Annotated in this window: 15 protein-coding genes and 1 CRISPR repeat array (1 of these 16 running past the window's edge); of the genes, 7 read left to right on the top strand and 8 right to left on the bottom strand. The window is 57.1% G+C overall.

Annotated elements, in window-relative coordinates; genetic code table 11:
* Positions 1 to 4,465: direct repeats of the CRISPR family, unit length 28 nt; unit sequence GAAACACCCCCACCCGCGTGGGGAAGAC (it extends 872 nt beyond the left edge of the window).
* 48 nt (positions 4,466 to 4,513) lie between these two features.
* Genes cas2e through cas3 form a run of 8 tightly spaced genes read right to left on the bottom strand, consistent with a single transcriptional unit; the run spans position 4,514 to position 12,718 of the window.
* Positions 4,514 to 4,801, bottom strand: a complete 288-nt coding sequence (gene cas2e / locus KGZ66_10225; protein ID MBS3985958.1) for a type I-E CRISPR-associated endoribonuclease Cas2 — start codon at positions 4,799 to 4,801, stop codon at positions 4,514 to 4,516.
* Positions 4,779 to 5,681, bottom strand: coding sequence for a type I-E CRISPR-associated endonuclease Cas1 (gene cas1e, locus KGZ66_10230; protein ID MBS3985959.1), 903 nt, complete (start codon positions 5,679 to 5,681; stop codon positions 4,779 to 4,781). The genes cas2e and cas1e overlap by 23 nt, the downstream gene beginning before the upstream one ends.
* Positions 5,674 to 6,351 (bottom strand): type I-E CRISPR-associated protein Cas5/CasD, encoded by a 678-nt coding sequence (cas5e, locus tag KGZ66_10235; protein ID MBS3985960.1) that lies wholly within the window; start codon positions 6,349 to 6,351, stop codon positions 5,674 to 5,676. The genes cas1e and cas5e overlap by 8 nt, the downstream gene beginning before the upstream one ends.
* A gap of 24 nt (positions 6,352 to 6,375) precedes the next feature.
* Positions 6,376 to 7,524 carry a type I-E CRISPR-associated protein Cas7/Cse4/CasC gene (cas7e, locus tag KGZ66_10240; GenBank protein ID MBS3985961.1) on the bottom strand — a complete coding sequence of 383 codons (1,149 nt, stop codon included), beginning with the start codon at positions 7,522 to 7,524 and terminating at the stop codon, positions 6,376 to 6,378.
* 3 nt (positions 7,525 to 7,527) lie between these two features.
* Complete coding sequence (gene cas6e, locus KGZ66_10245) at positions 7,528 to 8,148, bottom strand: type I-E CRISPR-associated protein Cas6/Cse3/CasE (protein ID MBS3985962.1); 621 nt, start codon at positions 8,146 to 8,148, stop codon at positions 7,528 to 7,530.
* Positions 8,114 to 8,641, bottom strand: a complete 528-nt coding sequence (gene casB, locus KGZ66_10250) for a type I-E CRISPR-associated protein Cse2/CasB (protein MBS3985963.1) — start codon at positions 8,639 to 8,641, stop codon at positions 8,114 to 8,116. Before casB ends, cas6e begins: the two co-directional genes overlap by 35 nt.
* A gap of 23 nt (positions 8,642 to 8,664) precedes the next feature.
* The gene (casA, locus tag KGZ66_10255) at positions 8,665 to 10,137 is read right to left on the bottom strand and encodes a type I-E CRISPR-associated protein Cse1/CasA (protein MBS3985964.1); all 1,473 of its coding nucleotides are present in this window, start codon (positions 10,135 to 10,137) and stop codon (positions 8,665 to 8,667) included.
* Between the two features lies 1 nt (position 10,138).
* On the bottom strand, positions 10,139 to 12,718 hold the full coding sequence (gene cas3, locus KGZ66_10260; GenBank protein MBS3985965.1) for a CRISPR-associated helicase Cas3': 2,580 nt from the start codon (positions 12,716 to 12,718) through the stop codon (positions 10,139 to 10,141).
* Between the two features lie 848 nt (positions 12,719 to 13,566).
* Between cas3 and KGZ66_10265 the strand changes: the two genes are divergently transcribed.
* From KGZ66_10265 to rpiB, 7 genes are all read left to right on the top strand, one after another.
* The gene (locus KGZ66_10265; GenBank protein ID MBS3985966.1) at positions 13,567 to 13,779 is read left to right on the top strand and encodes a DUF896 domain-containing protein; all 213 of its coding nucleotides are present in this window, start codon (positions 13,567 to 13,569) and stop codon (positions 13,777 to 13,779) included.
* Positions 13,780 to 14,030: 251 nt separating this feature from the next.
* Positions 14,031 to 14,705 carry a response regulator transcription factor gene (locus KGZ66_10270; GenBank protein MBS3985967.1) on the top strand — a complete coding sequence of 225 codons (675 nt, stop codon included), beginning with the start codon at positions 14,031 to 14,033 and terminating at the stop codon, positions 14,703 to 14,705.
* The gene (locus tag KGZ66_10275; GenBank protein MBS3985968.1) at positions 14,702 to 16,039 is read left to right on the top strand and encodes a HAMP domain-containing histidine kinase; all 1,338 of its coding nucleotides are present in this window, start codon (positions 14,702 to 14,704) and stop codon (positions 16,037 to 16,039) included. Before KGZ66_10270 ends, KGZ66_10275 begins: the two co-directional genes overlap by 4 nt.
* A 31-nt stretch (positions 16,040 to 16,070) precedes the next feature.
* Entirely contained in the window at positions 16,071 to 19,229 is a 3,159-nt protein-coding gene (locus KGZ66_10280) for an efflux RND transporter permease subunit (protein MBS3985969.1), read from the top strand.
* A gap of 219 nt (positions 19,230 to 19,448) precedes the next feature.
* Positions 19,449 to 20,468 carry a threonylcarbamoyl-AMP synthase gene (locus KGZ66_10285; GenBank protein ID MBS3985970.1) on the top strand — a complete coding sequence of 340 codons (1,020 nt, stop codon included), beginning with the start codon at positions 19,449 to 19,451 and terminating at the stop codon, positions 20,466 to 20,468.
* 4 nt (positions 20,469 to 20,472) lie between these two features.
* Positions 20,473 to 20,949 (top strand): low molecular weight protein arginine phosphatase, encoded by a 477-nt coding sequence (locus KGZ66_10290; GenBank protein ID MBS3985971.1) that lies wholly within the window; start codon positions 20,473 to 20,475, stop codon positions 20,947 to 20,949.
* Between the two features lie 54 nt (positions 20,950 to 21,003).
* Entirely contained in the window at positions 21,004 to 21,456 is a 453-nt protein-coding gene (gene rpiB / locus KGZ66_10295; protein MBS3985972.1) for a ribose 5-phosphate isomerase B, read from the top strand.
* Positions 21,457 to 21,485 lie beyond the last annotated feature (29 nt).

The following is a 21,485-nucleotide window of genomic DNA, read 5'->3' on the forward strand; positions in this document are numbered from 1 at the left end:
GTGGGGAAGACCTCGCAGATCTGGACGCGCTCGACCTAGAGCTAGAAACACCCCCACCCGCGTGGGGAAGACACCTGCTTCACCTCCTTCCCGTGTTAGCGTTCGGAAACACCCCCACCCGCGTGGGGAAGACAAGTAGCCTCATCAGGCGATAGCGCGGAAGGCGGAAACACCCCCACCCGCGTGGGGAAGACTGCGCTTGCAAAGGCTCACCGGCAATTAGGCGCAGAAACACCCCCACCCGCGTGGGGAAGACAGCCGCACGCTACAGGCACGGTACCCCGGGGCAGAAACACCCCCACCCGCGTGGGGAAGACCCGGGATTAGCCCCGTATTGAGCATCTCACAGGGAAACACCCCCACCCGCGTGGGGAAGACGTGGAGACTGCGCCTGCTGTTGCTGCGCAAGGGGAAACACCCCCACCCGCGTGGGGAAGACTTGTAGAGGTGCCTGTCTCCGTGCGCGCCACCGGAAACACCCCCACCCGCGTGGGGAAGACAGCGTTTACACCGGCAGGGCCAGACAGAGCGGGGAAACACCCCCACCCGCGTGGGGAAGACCCAACTATGCCCATATCCCAAGTGCGTACTAGGGAAACACCCCCACCCGCGTGGGGAAGACTGCGCCTGCTCTCTCAGCTCAATCAGACGAGTAGAAACACCCCCACCCGCGTGGGGAAGACCTAACAAGCTGCTGCAGCTGTGTAACGGAGCCGGAAACACCCCCACCCGCGTGGGGAAGACCCACTGTAGATTTCTGTCGGCTGCACAATCGGGGAAACACCCCCACCCGCGTGGGGAAGACCTCTCCTGCGCTTGGCGCCGTAAAGCGTGATAGGAAACACCCCCACCCGCGTGGGGAAGACGCTACCGCCAGCTGATCCATGGTGTAGGCGTGGGAAACACCCCCACCCGCGTGGGGAAGACTAGCGACCTACGGCGCGGTCAAGGTGCGCACCAGAAACACCCCCACCCGCGTGGGGAAGACTCGAGCATCCCCGCAAACAATGCCGACGGGTCAGAAACACCCCCACCCGCGTGGGGAAGACCTAAAGAACCTCATGACCGGAGCTGACACTAAGGAAACACCCCCACCCGCGTGGGGAAGACGGCAGGGTTCGCAAGAGCTTGGTCTAGCGTGCGGAAACACCCCCACCCGCGTGGGGAAGACTGGACGCCATGCGCTACGCGGTGGAAGACCACGGAAACACCCCCACCCGCGTGGGGAAGACTGGACGCCATGCGCTACGCGGTGGAAGACCACGGAAACACCCCCACCCGCGTGGGGAAGACACCCACGCCCTGATAAAGAGCAGGCATATGAGAGAAACACCCCCACCCGCGTGGGGAAGACCTGCCCGGACGGGGGACGAATCAACCCCGTCCGGAAACACCCCCACCCGCGTGGGGAAGACACCCTGCCTTAGCAGCTAACTCCCTCTGTGTCAGAAACACCCCCACCCGCGTGGGGAAGACGGCGTGCTGACCATCTATAAGGTGACAAGTATGGAAACACCCCCACCCGCGTGGGGAAGACACTTCCGCGCCGACCATCGAGCTGTTTGTGCAGGAAACACCCCCACCCGCGTGGGGAAGACGTTATCTTCGGGGCGTTCTCGACTTTAGGCGCGGAAACACCCCCACCCGCGTGGGGAAGACTCACGCCGCGGTGTCTAGCTGTCGCGTATGTGTGAAACACCCCCACCCGCGTGGGGAAGACGGCATCGCGTCCGGTGTGCTGCGTGGCCAAGAGGAAACACCCCCACCCGCGTGGGGAAGACCCCTCCGCGATCTGCTTCACCGCGGCTTCAAAGGAAACACCCCCACCCGCGTGGGGAAGACACATCGTGGCGCATCACAAGCAGCTGCAGACGAGAAACACCCCCACCCGCGTGGGGAAGACGAAAGCGAATTGACCGCCTGTTTTACCTGATGAGAAACACCCCCACCCGCGTGGGGAAGACTGTGCGAAAGGTGTTCCGAACGCTGAAAGACAGGAAACACCCCCACCCGCGTGGGGAAGACGACACGGAACACTTGCCAACGTCACCCGGCGCAGAAACACCCCCACCCGCGTGGGGAAGACTCCTAGGGTTCCTCGAACTGGCGTTTGGCGTGAGAAACACCCCCACCCGCGTGGGGAAGACTCTGTCCATGGTTGCTTGCACCACCTTGTAGCGGAAACACCCCCACCCGCGTGGGGAAGACTGCGGTGTTTGGTCTCATTCTTCTGTACCTCCGGAAACACCCCCACCCGCGTGGGGAAGACTGCCTTGGTGCTAGCGGACTTAGCCTCAGCTAGGAAACACCCCCACCCGCGTGGGGAAGACCGAGCTCGCGTTCTTCGAGTAGACCAATGCGCAGAAACACCCCCACCCGCGTGGGGAAGACATTGCGATGGACACCGTGGGCTACTAGTATGCGGAAACACCCCCACCCGCGTGGGGAAGACACTGCAAGTTAGCATCTGTGAGACTACAGTTAAGAAACACCCCCACCCGCGTGGGGAAGACTTGTGTCAACGGCGCAAATATCAGTCTCCACGAGAAACACCCCCACCCGCGTGGGGAAGACATGAGCCCGACACTCAGTATCGACTTAGAGACAGAAACACCCCCACCCGCGTGGGGAAGACGCAATGTACGCCTCGATGTTGAAGGCCGAGTCGTGAAACACCCCCACCCGCGTGGGGAAGACGCCTTCCCCATGCCGGACGAAGAGCAGCGCCTGGAAACACCCCCACCCGCGTGGGGAAGACGGAGCCGGGCCGCCAAAATCGTCTTCGGCAGAGAAACACCCCCACCCGCGTGGGGAAGACGCATCGTCCATAGTCAATACTTGCACTGGCATAGAAACACCCCCACCCGCGTGGGGAAGACCTTCTTCCGTCTATGCCTCCTTTTTTGGTGGTGGAAACACCCCCACCCGCGTGGGGAAGACGGGTTGGGAGACCGTAACCGTATCACCTGGGCAGAAACACCCCCACCCGCGTGGGGAAGACGCCGCCAGAATCATGTAGCCGATAGCTGCACTGGAAACACCCCCACCCGCGTGGGGAAGACCTCAAGACCTATCGTGACGATGCATGGCGCAGGGAAACACCCCCACCCGCGTGGGGAAGACTCTGCTATTGTTGCACACTTGTACAGGGTCTTGGAAACACCCCCACCCGCGTGGGGAAGACAGCTCCACCCGCTACCGTCTACCCATCCGGCAAGAAACACCCCCACCCGCGTGGGGAAGACAGGAGGAACAACCACATGCAAACCTTAATGCAGGAAACACCCCCACCCGCGTGGGGAAGACGGCTGGAAGAATCGTCAAACATGGAATTGTGCAGAAACACCCCCACCCGCGTGGGGAAGACCTGTGTTTCCGGTGTGAATGTGCATGATTAAGGGAAACACCCCCACCCGCGTGGGGAAGACCTGCCCGCTCCTCAATCTGCGTGAGAATGAGTAGAAACACCCCCACCCGCGTGGGGAAGACGTAGAGCACATAGGCGCATATAACAGCATCGAAGAAACACCCCCACCCGCGTGGGGAAGACCTTCTGCTGTCATCTTTGTAGAAGCATACATAGGAAACACCCCCACCCGCGTGGGGAAGACCCGCTAAGAGGTGTGGACTGAGCAAGGACGTCAGAAACACCCCCACCCGCGTGGGGAAGACCCGGCGGGGCACTGTCGCCATCGCTGCCCGCCGGAAACACCCCCACCCGCGTGGGGAAGACCACTATCGTCATCGCTACCTGCCCATTCCTCAAGAAACACCCCCACCCGCGTGGGGAAGACGTCTGCAAATTTTTAATACCGGCAATGTAACTAGAAACACCCCCACCCGCGTGGGGAAGACGCTGCAAGCTAACCAAGAAGGTTATCAACGTAAGAAACACCCCCACCCGCGTGGGGAAGACCTCATCATCAGGCAAAGCCTGATGGGGAAAGGGGAAACACCCCCACCCGCGTGGGGAAGACCTTGCAGCTGGTGTTGCGCTCGATCTCCATTAGGAAACACCCCCACCCGCGTGGGGAAGACGACGCGGTGTTTGAAGGGACAAGCCTTGAAGTAGAAACACCCCCACCCGCGTGGGGAAGACGGGCGCGGGGTCGGGGTGCCATCTGTCGATGGAGAAACACCCCCACCCGCGTGGGGAAGACCGACCTGCTCGCCCGCCTCGACTGGTGCCCCGAGAAACACCCCCACCCGCGTGGGGAAGACAGGCGGCGCGGGCCTGACACCGCGCAAGGAGGAGAAACACCCCCACCCGCGTGGGGAAGACGTGCCCGCTCGCGTCTTGGCCCCGCGGTCGTTGGAAACACCCCCACCCGCGTGGGGAAGACGCTATCAGTGCGGCAACGATGGCTACTATGAGGGAAACACCCCCACCCGCGTGGGGAAGACTCCGCACGGTTGAAGTCCGCAGGAGTGGGGATGGAAACACCCCCACCCGCGTGGGGAAGACTCCAGGATATTGTGTTTTGGCTCTCTAGAAACACTAGATGTAGTTCACCTAGAACGAGCCATCTTTCTCCTGAACCAGTTGTAGGCCACTGAGTTCTATCAGGGTTCGCGTAGTATCGCCAACACCTCGAATGGTATAGCCTGGGGTAGCGTTGGCCTTTTTGAACACTAATAGTCCCGATTCGGCAGGGCAGTGCTCATACAGGTACTCCACAACACCATCGGCTACGGAATCCTTGATGCCGGAGATGAACACATTGGGCCGGGGTTCCACGAACCATAGTTTCATCCTGCCCCGTACGGCAGGAGGGAGATCATTTGCGATGACTACCAGCATTCTTGCCTCCTTCAAGGATGTCCTTAATATCCGGCCCAAGCCTCGCGAGCAAGTCCATATCAATCACCCTCTTGCGAAACTCGGAGGACACCTTTGCTCTGTTGTATTTCCCGGCCATCTCCAAAGTCAAAGAGAAGGCTAGATCAATACACAACCACTCCTTATACAGGTCCGCCATGTCATAAACGAAAGGCAAGGGACTGCCCGAATGAATAAAACCAATGTGAGGGGAGTAGCCCATGCTGTAGATTCCCGATGTCAAAATGCTGTAAAGCGCGGCATTGCATGCTGTCAAGACCCGATTGGTGATGTCACCCATCTCGAATTTGCCCGGCTGAAACCGGCGCCCCTTCCAGCCCACGTCGTACTCTAGTGCCTTCTGCTCATAAAGCTGCCGGACGCGATGCCCTTCCATACCCATCATGTCTTTCAGACTCTTGCCATCAAGATCTGCTGCAGGGAAACGGCGGGCAAACATCCTGCGAGCGACTTCCACAGCTTGTTTGGGATCAGCCGCCAGAAGCATTTGCGTTCGCATATTGCGCGAATCGGCCGTAGGGCTTTGCCCGACCGCATAAAACAGAAGTGAATCTTCACCGACCCAGCAAACCGCGCAGTTGGCGGCGGCCATGACCTTCACTGCTTCGTGGGTGACAGTGGTTCCTGGCCCCAGAAGGAGAGCGTTTATGGTGGCTATGGGCAATCGAACGACATTGCTGTCACAATCAATCCATTTGACGCTGCTATCATCTATTTCCAGACGACCTCGCTCCAGATACAGGAATGGGTACTTATCCTTGACCTGCGGCAAGTTTGCCCGTGTCACCTTAATCATCAGCCGAGTTTTTTCGTCCGCTGCGGCATTTTGCCCATCAACCATTCCTAATGACCGTAACCCTTCTGTCCGTGTAACGCTTGATATCCCCAAACTGAACCGGGACATCATTTAGGGTCAGCACATCGCCCTTGTCTGTGTCTCCGCCGTCCACCACCCGAAAATCCTCTGCCAGACCTTTATCCTGTGCAATCTCATGGGCTCTTTTCAGTGCCGCTTCTTCATGTGCAAATGTCCCCCGATAGACAAAGTCTGTCGGGACGCAGTTTTTTCGCCCCAGGTACAGGTCGTAGACCGGGTTTTGCAGAGCATCTGCAATGGGCTTGGCCAAATCATCCGGAAGCTCCAAAACCACTGCAAATCTGGCATCCTGTAGGTAGTAGCGGTATGTAAGCTTTGTTCCTCCGCCGACTGCTTTTCCCCCATCACTTGTCCTAGGGATCAAAAGACTTTCCCATGGGTCGCTTTCATCGTAGCCGCTCCCCACCATATGGAAGTCCCTCAGCAGGGGTTCTCTGTCCGTCCGTGCGTATGACACAACCGTCTGTCGTAGTGGTGCTAATCTGAAGAGCAGTTCCCTCTGTTCCCCGGATGCACCCAATGCGCAAAGCAAGAGCCCTGCCACACCAGATTTTGTCGGGAAAGCAAGGGTGTCCCGTCTACCAAATTTGGAATCAGCGCCCCATGACTGCAGAGGCGCCTCCAGCCACAGCAAAATGTGACTCGTGCTCATCAGATACTACCCCGCCGCGATGGCAGTCTTGATAGACTCTATTAGCCTGTCGACATTAAAGTCAGCGTCATCGCCAAACTCGAAGCCGTCAATCTTGCCGAAGAGAGAACCAGCAAGCTTCTCTTTTTTGTCTAGGTAATTGCACAACTCCCTTTTGCTTGGCTCCAGGAAGCCACCATTGTGCTTAACTGCGGTCTCAAATGGTATCTGCAGGCGCTGACCCTTGCGGACCAAGACCCGTGCAAATTCCCAAGGAGACGCGCCGGATTGTGTCGTCTGCCGCGCTCCCGGTACTGCTACGAACAAGGCCTTTACGAAACACTCGATTGCTTCCGGTATGCTTTCGCCTGCCAGGGTCTGCCAAAGCTGCCCTACATTCAGGCTCACATAGCGATAGTATGTCGCGGAGTTAAATTCGAGACTACCCATGTGGGCCGAGCCCGGTTCTTCCGACCTGTCGTCCAGCGCGGTAAAGAACTCTACCTCATTGGTCACGCGATGGGTGGAAATGGCGTGGGCAAAAGAGGCGGCAGCCTCCACGTTAAGCGTAGCGGCCTGCGCAACCATGCGCCCGAAGAGCGCGATGTCCAGTGCATCTATGCTTTGAACGGTTTTACCAATAATTGCTTCGAGGTCTCTCGCCGGATTTTTGGTGGAGGTCTCCTTGATCACTTCGTCCGGCCGAAACCCGGCTGCCTTAAAAGCTGCTGCCAACAACGATACTTCTTTAGGGCTCAGGAACAGGAGAGTATCTGTCTTGTCACGGGAAGCCACATCGTCAGGCAACTCTCCTTCCTGGGTATCGCTCCCCTTCTTCTTCTGGGAGCCCTTATTGCCTGCTGCCTTTTTGATGAAAATCTGTTCGACCTTGTCACCGCATGCCTTCGCCTGTTCTGCAGTGGCACCCACGTCCTCGCAAGCCCTGGCGATAAGAGGGGAAATGAGTTTAGTTCTTGTGCCGAGGTTAGCTCCAAAGTCTCGCATCGCAAGGCGGACCTGCCGTTTCCAGCACTGGCTGCTAACCCGGGCACGGGTAGTACCGCCAACAACTGCCGTCTTGGGCGCTCCAACATCATCTCGGTTCAAACAGGTGACCGGGAACGACTGCAAAATGTGGAACTCGACAATAAGGTTTTGATACGGGTTATGACTCATGCGTTATTCCTCCTTAGTATTAAGGTTTTCTTGTTTTTGCAGGGGCACGATCTGTAGCAGGCCAAAGCCGAATCCTTTTGCCCTGCCTACACCGTTCTTAAAGCTGTACACAAAAGCCTCTCGGTTAGTCACCTGGAGTTTACCCACAAAGGTGGCTGACCCGTGCGTCTGAGTGACGCCATTCTCTCGGCCGAAACTCACCACACCCATGTTTCTGATATGCAGGCTGTCTGGGTCGACAGCAAATCCCCAGACGCTCGACTTCTGCATAAACCAGTTATGCAGGTTGTCCCTACCCCTTATCGGCGTAGTAGTTCGGGACGGTCCGTTTCGCCGGGTGGGGTTGACCGTCACCTCAAAAGCATAATAGTCCTTGTGCAAAAAGGATTCCTGTATCTCCCTTGACTCAATTACGCCGAACTCCGGGGTTTTGGGCCTGCGCGCTGACAGTAATAATATGCGGCGGCAGTTCCAGTCGCCACCCTTGTCGACATAAAGGAAATCTCGCTTGCGCCCATCCTGTTCAGGGAACAGGGAGTAGACCAGCTTATGTAGCCCATATGCATCTGTTAGGGCCAGCGCCTTGCAGTCAGCGCGACTCAGGCTGAGTGCCGAAGCGATCATCATTCCACCTCCGGCCGTAGAAACTTACCGCCCATCTTGCTTTTACCTTGTCGCCAAAGTGAGTCAACTCGTTCAATAGCTTGCCGTATCCCAAGCGTACCCCGTGGGACGATATGAGGCTGAGCAAAGGGCGCAAGACAACGCACGCTTCTTCTGTGGAATCGCAGGCCAGTAGGCGTCGCAGCTTGGACTTAGCCGAATCTGAAGCGTTGCCTTCCTTGTAGCACGCTGCTATCGCCTCTCCGATTCCCAATGACCCGTCCCCGGCCGGCTTGGCGCGCGCTATGGCGGACGCTATTGTCGCGTAGGGCCTCCTCTCTACCTCCCTTTCAATGTTGCACCAGGCCGCAAGGTACTCCCACGCCTGATACTCTGTGGCAGGATTATCTGCCCGCCGTAAGGCAGCACCAAAGGCGCTATCGTCCTCCATCCGTCCCAGGACATAGTCGACAAACACCTGTTCGTGACTCTTCCCCGATTTTTCCGTGCTCACAATAAAACCGACTCCTTCCTTTACTATCTTAGGTACCTTAGCACATTAGGTCTGTTAGCCGCCCAAGCATCGACTTGCCTGGCTGTATCTCTGGGGCAGTATGTGTCGTAGGCCCTCTCGGCGAAGCCTGCAAATGCGCGGCGCAGTCGCTTCACTTGCTCGCCGGAATCATCGCAACAGGCTTCCACAAGTTCCTGAAGCCTGCGCTCGCAGAGCTGCCAGAACAGATTGACTGCTTGCGCGGCCTGGTTCTTGCCCGCAGCCTTCTGCGCCACAAAATAGGCAGTGGTTGCGCTCCAGATAATCTTGTCGAGCTGGTCCAACTCATCCATTTCTCGTTTGAAGTTAGTAAACCAGTTTTTGCCCAGCTCTGAGGCGTCAAGATAGATTTCGGACTCCACGAAATCGTCTGACCCTGATACTTTCTGCTCTCCAGAATTGACGCGCACCTTTAATCCGCCAGACCAGAGACCAAAGCTGGGCAGGTGCTTCTGGGCTCGCGGAACGCCCATCCGCAGCTGCCGACACTCAAAGGCATCTCCTCTGTCCATATTGCTTAAGAATGAGAGTAGTGCGGGCAGCTGCCTCCACGGGCGTTTTTCGGGGTCCGCCCATATTGCTTTATGCGTGGCACCGGAAGAAGCCACCGCAATGCTGACGTCCACGCCGCCTTCGGCATAATCCGGATGGGCAATCCCCTCTGAATAATGCAGTCCATCCTCTGCCAGCAGAACAAAACGTGATAGTGGAATCAGTCGTCCCATGTAGGACGTTTTCAGTTTTCTCGCCACAGCACAAGCCTCTCCCTGAGGCATGCTCTCCCAAGGCGCTGTGCCAAAGCCCTCTGCGAAGTCAGTGAGCTTCTTCATGTCCTCTTCGGTAAGGAGATTAAGCCACAGTGTTTCGCTCAGGGATTCACCTTGCAAAAAAGTGTGAAGGAACCCATAACGCCCAATGGACGGACCGGGCTTACCGGTCTTAGACTTTCCTTGGTAGCCGGGAGACAAGGTAATGCTGTTGTCCGTTTGCTTCCCGCCCAAAGAAAAGCCCATTAGTTGAACAAGCAGCATGGCCTTAGCTGCATCAGTCAGGGGTGTTTCCACCTGACCCTGCGTTAGTATAGTCGTGTTTCCCGTAGCCGTGTAGACTTCGGCTGTACCCAAGCTCTTCTTTTTGGCCCCCGCAATGGCTGGCATCTGCAAAAACGGCCGTTCCCCGTATAGCCAGAAGAGTTCTCTCTTAGCTGACAAGTATTCTGCCGTTTTGTCCATCATCCCCGAAGGGCCAAGGCGTTGCCAGTCTGCCTCATTCGCTGGTATATGTGCAGACTGCGCAATCGCCAGTAGTAGCTTGGTCAGGGCAATTTTCTGGACAGGATTTCCCCCCAGAGCAGATAGTTGATGGTCGCTGAAAATTGCGCCAAGGCTTACTAGGCCCTTCCCTACAACAGGGACCCATGGCTCATCCACCAGATTAAACCTCTGCGATAAGGGCATCTTAATTTCCTCCTCTCTTCTTAACGCCATATCCCAAACACGAATCATAGCTTAACTCGAAATCCTCGTTGGCAATTGAACCGTCTATCCCTCGCACCTCGTCGCTCTCGAGCACCATTGCCGCCCGAAAGGGGCTTTCCTCGTGGTCCCCCAGATACACGTAATCCCTTAGCCAGGAAATAGGTTTTGTTAAGACAGCAGGGGCATGATAGGCCGGAACAGTCACCGTGTTTTTCAGCAAGACTGCGGCGATCCTGCGCCGCTCAGCCGGACTAGGGGATTGCGGCAGCATCAGCTCGGAGTTGTCCAAGAAACGTACTATTACTCCGTTTTCCACGTTCACCTGCTTCTTCATCAACAGGACTTCCACTGACTCCATCTCCGAGTACCTGGTAGTGGCTTGGCTCTCCGGCAGTGTCTTCCCCCCCCTCGATACACCGTACAGGGCCAGCCGAGACAGTTTGTCGCGCTCTTGCTCCACTAGGTGCTTGCTACGCGCCATGTCCCCAGTTTCGGTACGATCTTGGTAAGTGGCCTCTAGTAAAGGTCGAATCCCCCCCGGCAACCTGACAATCTGCACATCCTGCCATACCTCAAGTGTCCGACACAGAACATAGGGGCTATAAACAGCGGCTGATTTACCTAAGGTGCTGTGATTATCGATTGCCTCATGCAGGAAGGGGGCCAAAACCCATGCCTCACGCCTTGCTGCCTCTGGTCGGATGGAGTCATTTTCACGATGCCTCCATAGCCGTCCCAACCGCTGAAACAGCATATCCGTAGGACATAGCCGGCTAACTAGGAAGTCAGCGTCGATATCCAGTGACTGCTCCAATACTTGGGTGCCTACCAAGATCCGCCCCTTCGCTTGCCGCAAGCTGTGTCCTTCCTTGCCGAAAAGACTGACCCACCTCCCCTCGTTTGCCTGTCGGTCTGTTTTGAGGAAGCGGGAGTGCAAGAGCCCGCATTCGAGCTGCAGCTCCACTGCCTTGGCTGCCAAGCCGCGATATCTCTGCTGGGCTTCGTCTACGGTGTTCTCAATCCAGAGAACCTGTTCGCCTCTATCGGCCCGCAACAGAGCCTCATCAACGGCATCGTCGTCGCTATTGACAATGCGCACGTTTACCTCGGCATCCTCTAATTGTTCTACCCCTTGTTCCTGGATCTCCCCACCTGCCGGGCAACTAGTAATAAGGGGATAGGGGGAAATGGCCTCCTCTTGCTCGTTGCCCTTAGATGACACGCCGAGAATATTGCGCCTCTGATTATCTGTCAGGGTTGCGCTCAGGATAATGACCGTACAGTGCAGTGCTCGAAGCGAGCCGACCAGCTCTTTGAGAATGGTACCGGTATAGCTGTCATAGCTATGTACCTCATCGAGGATGACAACCTTCCCTGCCAGGCCAAAGGCCCTGACAAAACCATGCTTTACATTCATCACAGCCATTAGAGCCTGATCTACGGTACCCACGGCAAAGGGAGCCAGAAGCCCGCGCTTGGAGCTGTTAAACCAGGACCGACCCGGAGCACCGTCTTCACCCAGCTCCGTGTCCCGCAGCCACGCTAATCCATGCAACAACAGCGAGCGTCGGTTAGGGTCTTCCTCGTCCAAGATGCTGCTCAAAAAGCTATTCATCCTGTCGTAGACCTTGTCTGAGGTTAGTTGAGTCGGGAGTGCGAAATACACCCCTGTTGCCCGCCCGCTCTCTAATGCCTTATAGGCCGCATAAAGAGCGGCTTCTGTCTTGCCTATTCCCATAGGGGCCTCTAAAACATAGACCCCCCAGTCATTTACCCGCTCTGCAAACCGCCTCTGGACATCGCGCGGAGCAAACCCACCCATGGATTCAAAGACTCTCTCAAAAGTAAGACCGCGGCGAACCCTAGGCGTGACAAAGCCTGCCTTAGTGACAGCTTCGGAAATGCGTTTCTGCACTGAATGGCGATCCCCGTGCACCCATGTCTCTGCATCATCGAATAGGGCGCCGGAACCAATCCAATCCGCCACACTGGTTAACCCCGCAAGGATATCTGAATGAAGAGAGGTTGGTATGATGGGCCAATCCACATTCAAAGACTGCCTCAGGTTATCCAGTAGCTCTATGCGCTGTTTCTGCCAGGCAGGTCCACCATACACTTCTGCATCAGGCTGGTGTGTATTGTGTGGAGTGTAGCCGTGATGCCTTCCCACAATCTCTGAGATATATCCTGGACACTGAGAGGTAGCTGCCTGGCTAACAGCAAAATGGTAGCCTATCTCCTTATCCCGAGCAGGCTGTGTGAACCCGAGTACCAGCCCGATCTCCCGGTGGATCTTCTCCTGAAATGCCGGACTGACTTTGCCCACATCGTGTGCCGCGGCAACCAGTTCGCTGCCTAGGGGGAAGAGGCTTTCCCTAAGGCGCGCAGGCAAACGAGATAATAGCTCGCGTGCAACTAGGCCTACCACTCGGCAATGCGTTTCCACAGATGCGCCCGGCCTGTTATCTAGCCCCTGACGAACAGTCTTTGCCAGGCACTTACTGAGAGGCAAAACGCTGATTTTGGAAGGCCCCGGCTGCTTGTTTCTAGGCTTCAACATGCTGGTCTCCTCCCATTCATTCCTGTCGCTCTAACTCCACGACAAACCGTACTCAGGTCCCCAGCGAATATGGCGTGTCATGATGCAGTCTGCCATGGGCAGGATCGCCATGACGCGAAGTGAATGTTGGGTTGCGCAGTCCTATTTGAATTCTACATATGGTATATATTTCATCATTGATCATCAACATCCTGCTCAAAATCCTGCTCACTTTTGATAAAAGCAATGTCAACGTTGACATGAATGTTGGGGTTGCTGGCTGTGTTAATGGCGCTCTCTAGCTTTGGCCTGTCCAAAAACTAGTGCCGGACCCATTGACTGAACGTCGGCAAGTCAAAAATGAAAAGAACTGCCGCCGCAGTCACCCTTAAGCTGTACTCTATGCTCCAGGAGGCGGTTGACCGTGAGTGATCGACTGCGAGAGCTATGCCGCCAAATGCGACTGGGGAATCTGGCTATGCTTATTTAACCAAGTAGAGTATGCCGACAAAAAGCAGCACCTTACTGAGCTTCTGGAGATAGCTCACTAATGGCCGCTGACACTGCCCGTCCGCCCTTTGAAAAGCAAAATTGTTCATGCCGTCCTAGATCCACAAGGGCGGGAACAAGCAATTCCATTTGCATGCCTCGTTTTTTCTTCGCTCGCCGTTCATAGGCGGCCTGCTTCTCTCAACGCTCCTGTTCGTACTCTATCACTTCCCCAGTGATAGTAGATGCACTCAAAGAAATGACCTAGAGCAGCAGTTGATCGCTACATCGTGGGTCGCTGCAGCGTGTTTCATAGACTAGCCACAAGTGGTAAACTACTATCAACAACCCCCTCCACCACATCCCAAAGGAGGCCCGACATGCTACCCCAAGCCAAATTAGATCGCCTTAACGCACAGGCGCAAAAGCAAAAGGAAGGCCAGCTCACCCCGGCGGAACAAAACGAGCAGAAGCTTTTACGCGCGGAGTATATACAGAGTTTTCGCAGCCGAGTCGCGGCCGACCTTGAGGCACAGGGCATGGAGCAGAAGCCTGCGCAGGGCTGTGCCTGCGGCTGCCGGCATAAGCACTGAGCAAGCTGCGCTTTCGGCTGGCAATAAGCGTCTTTGCGGCAGGAGTGGCTGCTCTGCGCAAGCAGAGCGGCCTATTGATGTTTGTGGCTTGTGGCTTGTCGCTTGTCGCTTGTGGCTTGCGGCTTGCGGCTTGTCGCTCAAAGCTCACCGCTCACCGCTCACAGCTCCGTTCACACTCAGTTCACATTCACCTGATAAGCTACTAGCACCGAAGCGCACGCGGCCCATACGACAGTCTGGGGGTGAGTGAGATGGCTAAAATTCTCTTGGTAGACGACAACGCCAACATACGCAAACTAATGGAGATCTACCTGGTGCGCGAGGGCTTTTTAGTCTTTCATGCCGAGCACGGCAAAGAGGCGCTAGACCTCCTAGCGCGCCAGCACATCGATTTGATTGTGGCCGACATTATGATGCCGGAGATGGACGGTTTCGAGCTAACGGCTGCGCTGCGCGGCGCGGGTTTCACCGTGCCCATTCTTATGGTTACAGCCAAAAACACCTGGCCGGACAAGCGACAGGGGTTTCAGAGCGGGGCGGACGACTACCTGACCAAGCCTGTCGATATGGAGGAGCTGGTCTTAAGAGTGCGAGCGCTCCTTCGCCGGGCGAGAATCAGCAGCGAACAGCAGCTGCGCATCGGCGACATCGTCCTCGACGCCGAGACGTTGGCGCTGCGCCACAACGGACAGGAGCACACTCTGCCGCGCAAGGAGTTCCAAGTGCTCTTTAAGCTTTTGTCTAGCCCCGGCAAAATCTTCACCCGCCAGGAGCTGCTCGACGAGTTTTGGGGGCTCGACAGCGAAGTGGACGAGCGCACGGTCGATGTGCACATTAAGCGCCTGCGCGACAGGCTTGCCGATGTGAGCGAGTTTGAGATTGTCACCGTGCGGGGGCTTGGCTACAAAGCTATGCGGCGCGCATGATCAGGCGCTCAATTTATCTGCAGCTGGTGGCGATGCTTATCGGTATAGTTTTTATCAGTAATGTGGTCGTCATGTTTACGTTTGTCGTTACCACCGAGCGCGGCATGCTCGCCGAAATGGAGGATGCCCTGTCCGAACTGACGACGCAACTGCGGAACCTGCATGCGGCCGGCGCACTTCCTGCCGAACGCATTCCGCCGATGCTGCAGACTGGCTATTTTCGCGCCAGTGTCTACAGCAATCTAGACGAGGTGCGCGCGGCCAAGCTCGTGCGCCATTTCTTTAGGCCGGAAGACCTAGACCAGCTCGCAGCAGTCGGCGAGGTGCGAAGTTCCATCTATAACCGCATGACCTTCCGCCTGCCTGCCACCATTATGCGCTTAACCGGTACAGAGGGTGAAAGCTATCTCTTCGTGCATCCTAACTTAGGGAAGCTAGCGGCTAACTTTCGCCCGGTTATCATTAGGATGAACTTCGTCTCATTGATTGTCGGCTCAATCATGGTGCTCATAGCCGCTAAATACATCGTGCGCCCTGTAAAAGAGCTTAGCGAAGCGACTAAGCAAGTGTCCCAAGGCAACTTCGAAGTGAACATCAAGACAAAGCGCCGCGATGAGCTAGGGCAGCTCGTAGCCGGGTTTAACGCCATGGCCAAGGCACTGCGCGGCATAGAGATTTTACGCAGCGACTTTATAGCCGCCATTTCGCATGAGTTTCGCACGCCTCTCACCTCTATTAAAGGCTTTGCCAAGCTTATCGGAGAAACAGAGAGCAAAGAACTGCGGCAGGAATACGCGGCTATTGTCGCCGACGAAACCGACCGCCTCGCCGCTCTTGCCAGCAGCATTCTGCAGATGAGCGAGCTAGAAAGCGGCGTGGGAGACTTCGCGCGGCAGTCGTTTCGGCTCGACGAGCAGCTGCGCCAGGTAGTTGTGCTGCTTGAGCCGCAGTGGAGCAAAAAGAACTTAGACTTGGCGGTAGACCTTGCCGCCGTAGATTACTGCGCAAACAAAGACCTGCTCTTTCAGGTCTGGCTAAATATCTTAGATAACGCCATTAAGTTCTCGCCCAACGCAGGCCGCGTGGAAGTTGTGCTAACCGCAGACAAAAACGCCGTCGCCTGTGTCATTAGGGACTTTGGCCCCGGCATCAAGAGCGAGAACCAGCGCCGCGTCTTCGAGAAGTTCTACAAAGGCGATAAGGCGCGCGGGAGCCCGGGCAGCGGCCTGGGGCTATCGATAGCCAAACGCATCGTGGAGCTACATCAAGGCGAGGTGTCTCTAAGTAGCGCGCCCGAGCGCGGCACAACTGTCACAGTAACGCTGCCCCTTTAGTTAAGCGCCCAGAACGTCAGGAGGTTATGTCATGTCCTTACCCGCATTCGCCACATCGCGCCGCATCACGGTGTTGATGCTTGTCCTCATTACGGTAGTTATCGGCGTGATGTCTTACACGCGTACACCCGTAGACTTGTTGCCTAACATGAACTTCCCCATGGCCGCCGTCCTCGTCTCCTTCCCCGGGGCTGCGCCGCAAGAGGTAGAAACACTTGTGACGAGGCCGCTCGAAGGGACGTTAGCGACCGTCAGCAACATTCGCGAAGTGTCCTCCACTTCGTCTGCCGGGCAGGCGACCATACTCCTGTCGTTTAACTGGGGCACTAATATGGACTTTGCCGCGCTGGAAATGCGCGAGAAGATTGACCTCATGCGTCGCCTGCTGCCGGCCGAAGTTGGCGCACCGACGGTAATGAAGTTTGACCCTTCGCTTATGCCAATAATGGCGGTTGACTTTGGTTCCGACACCCGCACCGGAGCAGAACTGCGCGACCTCGCCGATAGGGTGCTGGCTTCGCGCCTCGAACGCGTCGCGGGAGTGGCCTCGGTCTCCGTTAGCGGCGGTCAGCAGACGGGCATAGAGGTGCGCCTAGACCCTGCTAAGCTCGAAGCGATGGGTATAACGCTCGCGCAAGTTACCGGGGCGCTCCGCACCGCGAGTCTAAACCTCCCCGGCGGCACCCTCAGCGTCGAGGGGCAAGAGTACCTAATCCGCAGCGTAGGGCAATTAACTTCTTTGAGTGAGATAGAAGACCTAATCGTAGGGATGCGCACCATCCGAACAGTGCGCACGGTTCCTGCGGCAACCGCGCTGACCATGCCGCAACTTCCGCCCGGTTTGGTTATCCCGGGCCTGCCTGCGACCCCTTCGCCTACGCCGCAACAACAGGTTACTACCACAACCGAGCCTGTATACTTGCGGCAAGTCGGCACGGTGGCCGAGGTAAACGTATTAGGCAATACGGTCACGTTGCTCAACCGGTTGCCGAGCGTTTCCATTAGGCTGCACAAGCAGTCTGATGCTAACACCGTCTTGGTGGCCAACCTAGTGCATGCCGAGCTCGAACAGCTGCGCGCGGATTTTGCCGACCTTACTATAGTCCCCACGCAAGACCAAAGCCGCTTTATTGAGGCGGCCATCAGTGCGGTAGGGCAGAACGCGGCCTATGGCGGCCTGCTGGCTGTGCTAGTTCTCCTCGTCTTCCTAAAGAGCGTTGCCCCAACCTTAGTAATTGCCATTGCCGTGCCGGTATCCGTTGTCGCTACCTTTGCGCTGGTCTACTTTGGCAACCTAACCATTAACATGATGACTCTCATGGGGCTAGCCCTAGGCATTGGCATGTTGGTCGACAACTCCATCGTAGTCTTAGAGAATATCTATCGTTACCAAGAAGAAGGCGCCGACCGCCTCACCGCTGCGCGCAAAGGCACCGAGGAAGTGGCCATGGCGATTACCGCCTCTACACTTACCACGGTGGCCGTCTTTCTGCCCGTGGCCTTTGTGGGCGGCATTACCGGCATGATGTTTAGGGAACTTGCTCTGACGGTGAGCTTTTCGCTCTTGTCGAGTCTTGCCGTCGCCCTAATAGTAGTGCCGGTTCTCTCGGCTACCATATTAAGGACAAGGCCGAGTCGGGCCGCGACAGGACAACGCCGCCTGAACCAGTACCAGGCGTCGCTAAAGTGGGCGCTCGGGCACAAGGCAGTAGTGGCGCTACTTACTTTGGCTTTGCTCGGGGGGAGCCTCCTCACCTTCGGTCGCATCGGCGGCGAGTTTATCCCCACTATGGATCAAGGTGAACTCAGCGTCACGGTGACGTTGCCCGCAGGCAGCGCCGTAAGCGAGACACAGGAAGTCGCTACCGTTGTCTTAGACGATTTGTTGGCGCGCCCCGAGGTCGGTTCGGTGTCGACGAGTATCGGCGGGGCAGGCGGCGGGCGCATGATGGGCATGGCCGCCGGACGCGCAAATCGCGCCACAATGACGGTGGTGCTTAAGACGGGTTACCGCAGTGCCGATATCGCCGCAGAGATAAACGCCAAGTATGCCGACTTCGCGGACGGCACCGTGCGCGCTTCAGCCGCGGCAGGCATGGGCGGGGGAGGGGGCATGGGTCTTGGCGGCAGCACTTCCGTTGTCGTTAACCTGTCCGGGCCTACTCTCGCCGGGCTAAGGCAGTACGCCGACCAAATTAAGGAGGCAGCCGCAACAATCGAAGGCATTACGGAAGTGCGCGATAACGCCGGCGTCGGCGCGAACGAGCTGGTGGTGCGCGTAGACAGAGAGAAGGCGGCGCGCCTCGGTTTGGCTCCGACTGCGATAGCCGGTGCCGTGCGCACGGCGTTCCAGGGCGAGAACGTCTCCCGCGTCTCGCGTGACGGGCGCGAAATCGACGTCAACGTCAGCCTAATAGACTCCGCTCGCCAAAGCATAGCAGACCTCGAAAACCTAATTGTGGCCGCACGCGAGGGGCAGGTCGTTAGGCTTAGCCAAGTGGCATCTGTTGAACAGGCTGTCGGGCCGGCTTCGATTAACAGGCGGGCTAACCAGCGCTACGTCGCGATTACGGCTACCGTTGAAGGGCGCGACCTGCGGAGCGTGACGCGCGATTTGCAGGAAAGGCTCGACGCCTTAGAGCTCCCGGTGGATTACCGCGCCGAACTCGCGGGTGATGCGCTCGAGATGAACGAAGCCTTCAGCGGCCTAATTACCGCGCTAATCCTCGCTGTAGTGCTGGTGTATATGGTCATGGCCTCCCAGTTTGAGTCGCTGCTGTACCCGTTTATCGTCATGTTTACCATGCCGCTCGCGGTTATCGGCGTGCTGCTGGCGCTGTTCTTTACCGGCCAAACGTTTAACGTACCCTCGATTATGGGCGTTATCGTGCTGGCGGGGATTGTAGTTAACAACGCCATTGTCTTAGTCGACTACATTAACCAACTGCGCGCCCGCGGCCGCAGTGTGCACGACGCCATTATCGAGGCGGCGGGGGCAAGGCTTCGCCCCATCCTGATGACCACGACAACTACAATCCTTGCGCTCGTGCCCATGGCTGTTTTAGGCGGTTCTGCCGCAGAGATGCAGCGCCCCCTAAGCATCGCTATTATCGGCGGGCTGACGATGTCGACGCTGCTTACGCTCTACATTATTCCCTTGGCGTATGACTTAGCGACGTTGAGAGAATAATCTGGGGCTCCTAACGGGCTTTGAGCTTTGAGCTGTGAGCTGTGAGGGAAAAGGTGCAGTGTGTCTCTGTGTTCTCTGTGCCTCTGTGGTGAACAACTCCTCCCCGGTCGTCTCCACGCAGTGCTAAGTGCGAAGTGCTAAGTGCTAAGTGCTGTGGTTAAACCCCGCCCTGCGTGATACAATAGGCAGAGCAAGCTGAAGCGGGTGACGGCATTGCGCATTCTCTGCCCAGAAGAGCATACGACCAAAGATAAATACATTGCCGAGGCGGCTGCCATTTTACGAAATGGCGGCCTAGTCGCATTTCCTACCGAAACGGTGTACGGGTTAGGCGCGCGGTTTGACTCCCCCGCCGCCATTGCGCGCCTCTTTGCCGCTAAGGGCAGGCCCCCCGATAACCCCCTGATTGCGCACATCTCGCACCCCAAACAACTTACCGAACTGGTTTCCCATATGACGCCTTTAGAGGAGCGCCTGATGCTCGCCTTTTGGCCCGGCCCGCTGACATTAGTGCTCCCCAAAACCCAAGCCGTACCCGCGCTCGCTACGGCAGGCCTTTCTACTATCGGCGTGCGTATGCCGGCCGACGACATTGCGTTAGCGCTAATTTCTGTAACCGGTGTGCCAATTGTAGCCCCGAGCGCAAATCTATCCGGTCTACCAAGCCCCACTACGGCCAGGCACGTAGCGCAGGATTTAGGCGACCGCATCGATGCCTTGCTAGACGGCGGCGAAACGCATCTAGGACTAGAATCCACGGTGGTGCAGGTGCGCGATGACGTCATTTATATCTTGCGTCCCGGCAGCATTACGCGCGAAATGTTAGCCGAGGAAACCGGTGCCGCGGTACAGGGTGCATGGGGAGAAAACGCTCAGGAAGCAGGCGCGCCGCTTGCCCCGGGCATGAAGTACAAGCACTACGCGCCGCGCGCCGCCGTGATTGTGTACGAAGGCGAGGCGGTTAAGCATATCGCTGCCGACGCAGAGCGCGAGGCGTCACCCCCCGCCGTAATTGCTTTTGCAGACACTTTGGCTGCCGTGCCGGAGCACGTCGCCCGTTTTACCCTAGGCGACCGCGGACAAGCAGACACAGCCGCAAAAAGGCTTTACGCTTACCTCAGAGAAATAGACGATTTGGGCCTTACCCGTGTGCTAGTCGAGGCGGTGCCCCCGCGCGGACTCGGTGAAGCGGTTATGAACCGCCTGCACAAAGCTGCGACACGTATCAAAGGGAGGTAGACATGTGAAGGTCTTGTTTGTGTGCACCGGAAACACGTGCAGGAGTGCTATGGCCGAAGCCATCTTTAAGCGCTATGGCGGACACGAGGTGCGCTCGGCAGGCGTAGCGGCAGACGAGGGAGCAGAGGCCTCGCCGGGTGCGGTAGCTGCTCTTAAAATTAAGGGCTTTAGCTTAAGCACGCACCGCGCACAGCTGCTTAGCCAAGAGCTGGTGGAATGGGCAGACTTAATCCTGACCATGACGCGCAGGCACAAAGAAATTGTCACGGGCAAGTTCCCCGCCGTAAGCGCCAAGACGTTTACCCTAAAGGAGTTTGCGCGCGACGAGGCCACGCAAGCGGACGGCGAGCCAGACATTTACGATGTGCTAGACCCCTTCGGGCAAGACGAGGCCACCTACAACGCCTGTGCGACAGAAATCGACAGCCTCGTCGTGCTGGTAGCAAGAAAACTCGGCCTGCCGTCGAATATGGTAGAATAAGAGCGGCGATCCGCCGGAGGCCCGAGCCGCCGGGCAGGGGGTAAGGAGGATACGATGCAGATATCACTGGGCAGCGACCACGCCGGTCTAGCATTAAAGCAAGAGATAGCCATGTTTCTCACGCGCGTCGGTCACACCGTGCTCGACAGGGGCACAAGCACAGAGGCCTCTGTCGATTACCCGGATTTTGCGGCGCTCGTGTGTAACGACATACAGAGCGGCGCGGCCGAGCGGGGGATACTTATCTGCGGCACCGGCATAGGCATGAGCATTGCCGCGAACAAACACGCGCGTATTCGCGCCGCCCTCTGCCACGACACTTTTTCTGCCCGCGCCACGCGCGAACATAACGATGCGAATGTGCTCTGTTTAGGGCAGCGGGTTATCGGTCCCGGGCTGGCGTTAGACATTGTCGCCGTTTGGCTGGGAGCCGAGTTTGTCGGGGACAAGCACCTGCGGCGCCTAGAGAAGATTGCCCTGCTTGAGCAGGGTCAAAGCGAGCGCTAAGAATCAATGTACTAGGGGAAAAATGTAAA

Source organism: Selenomonadales bacterium (assembly GCA_018335585.1).
Classification (GTDB): Bacteria; Bacillota; UBA994; order UBA994; family UBA994; genus UBA994.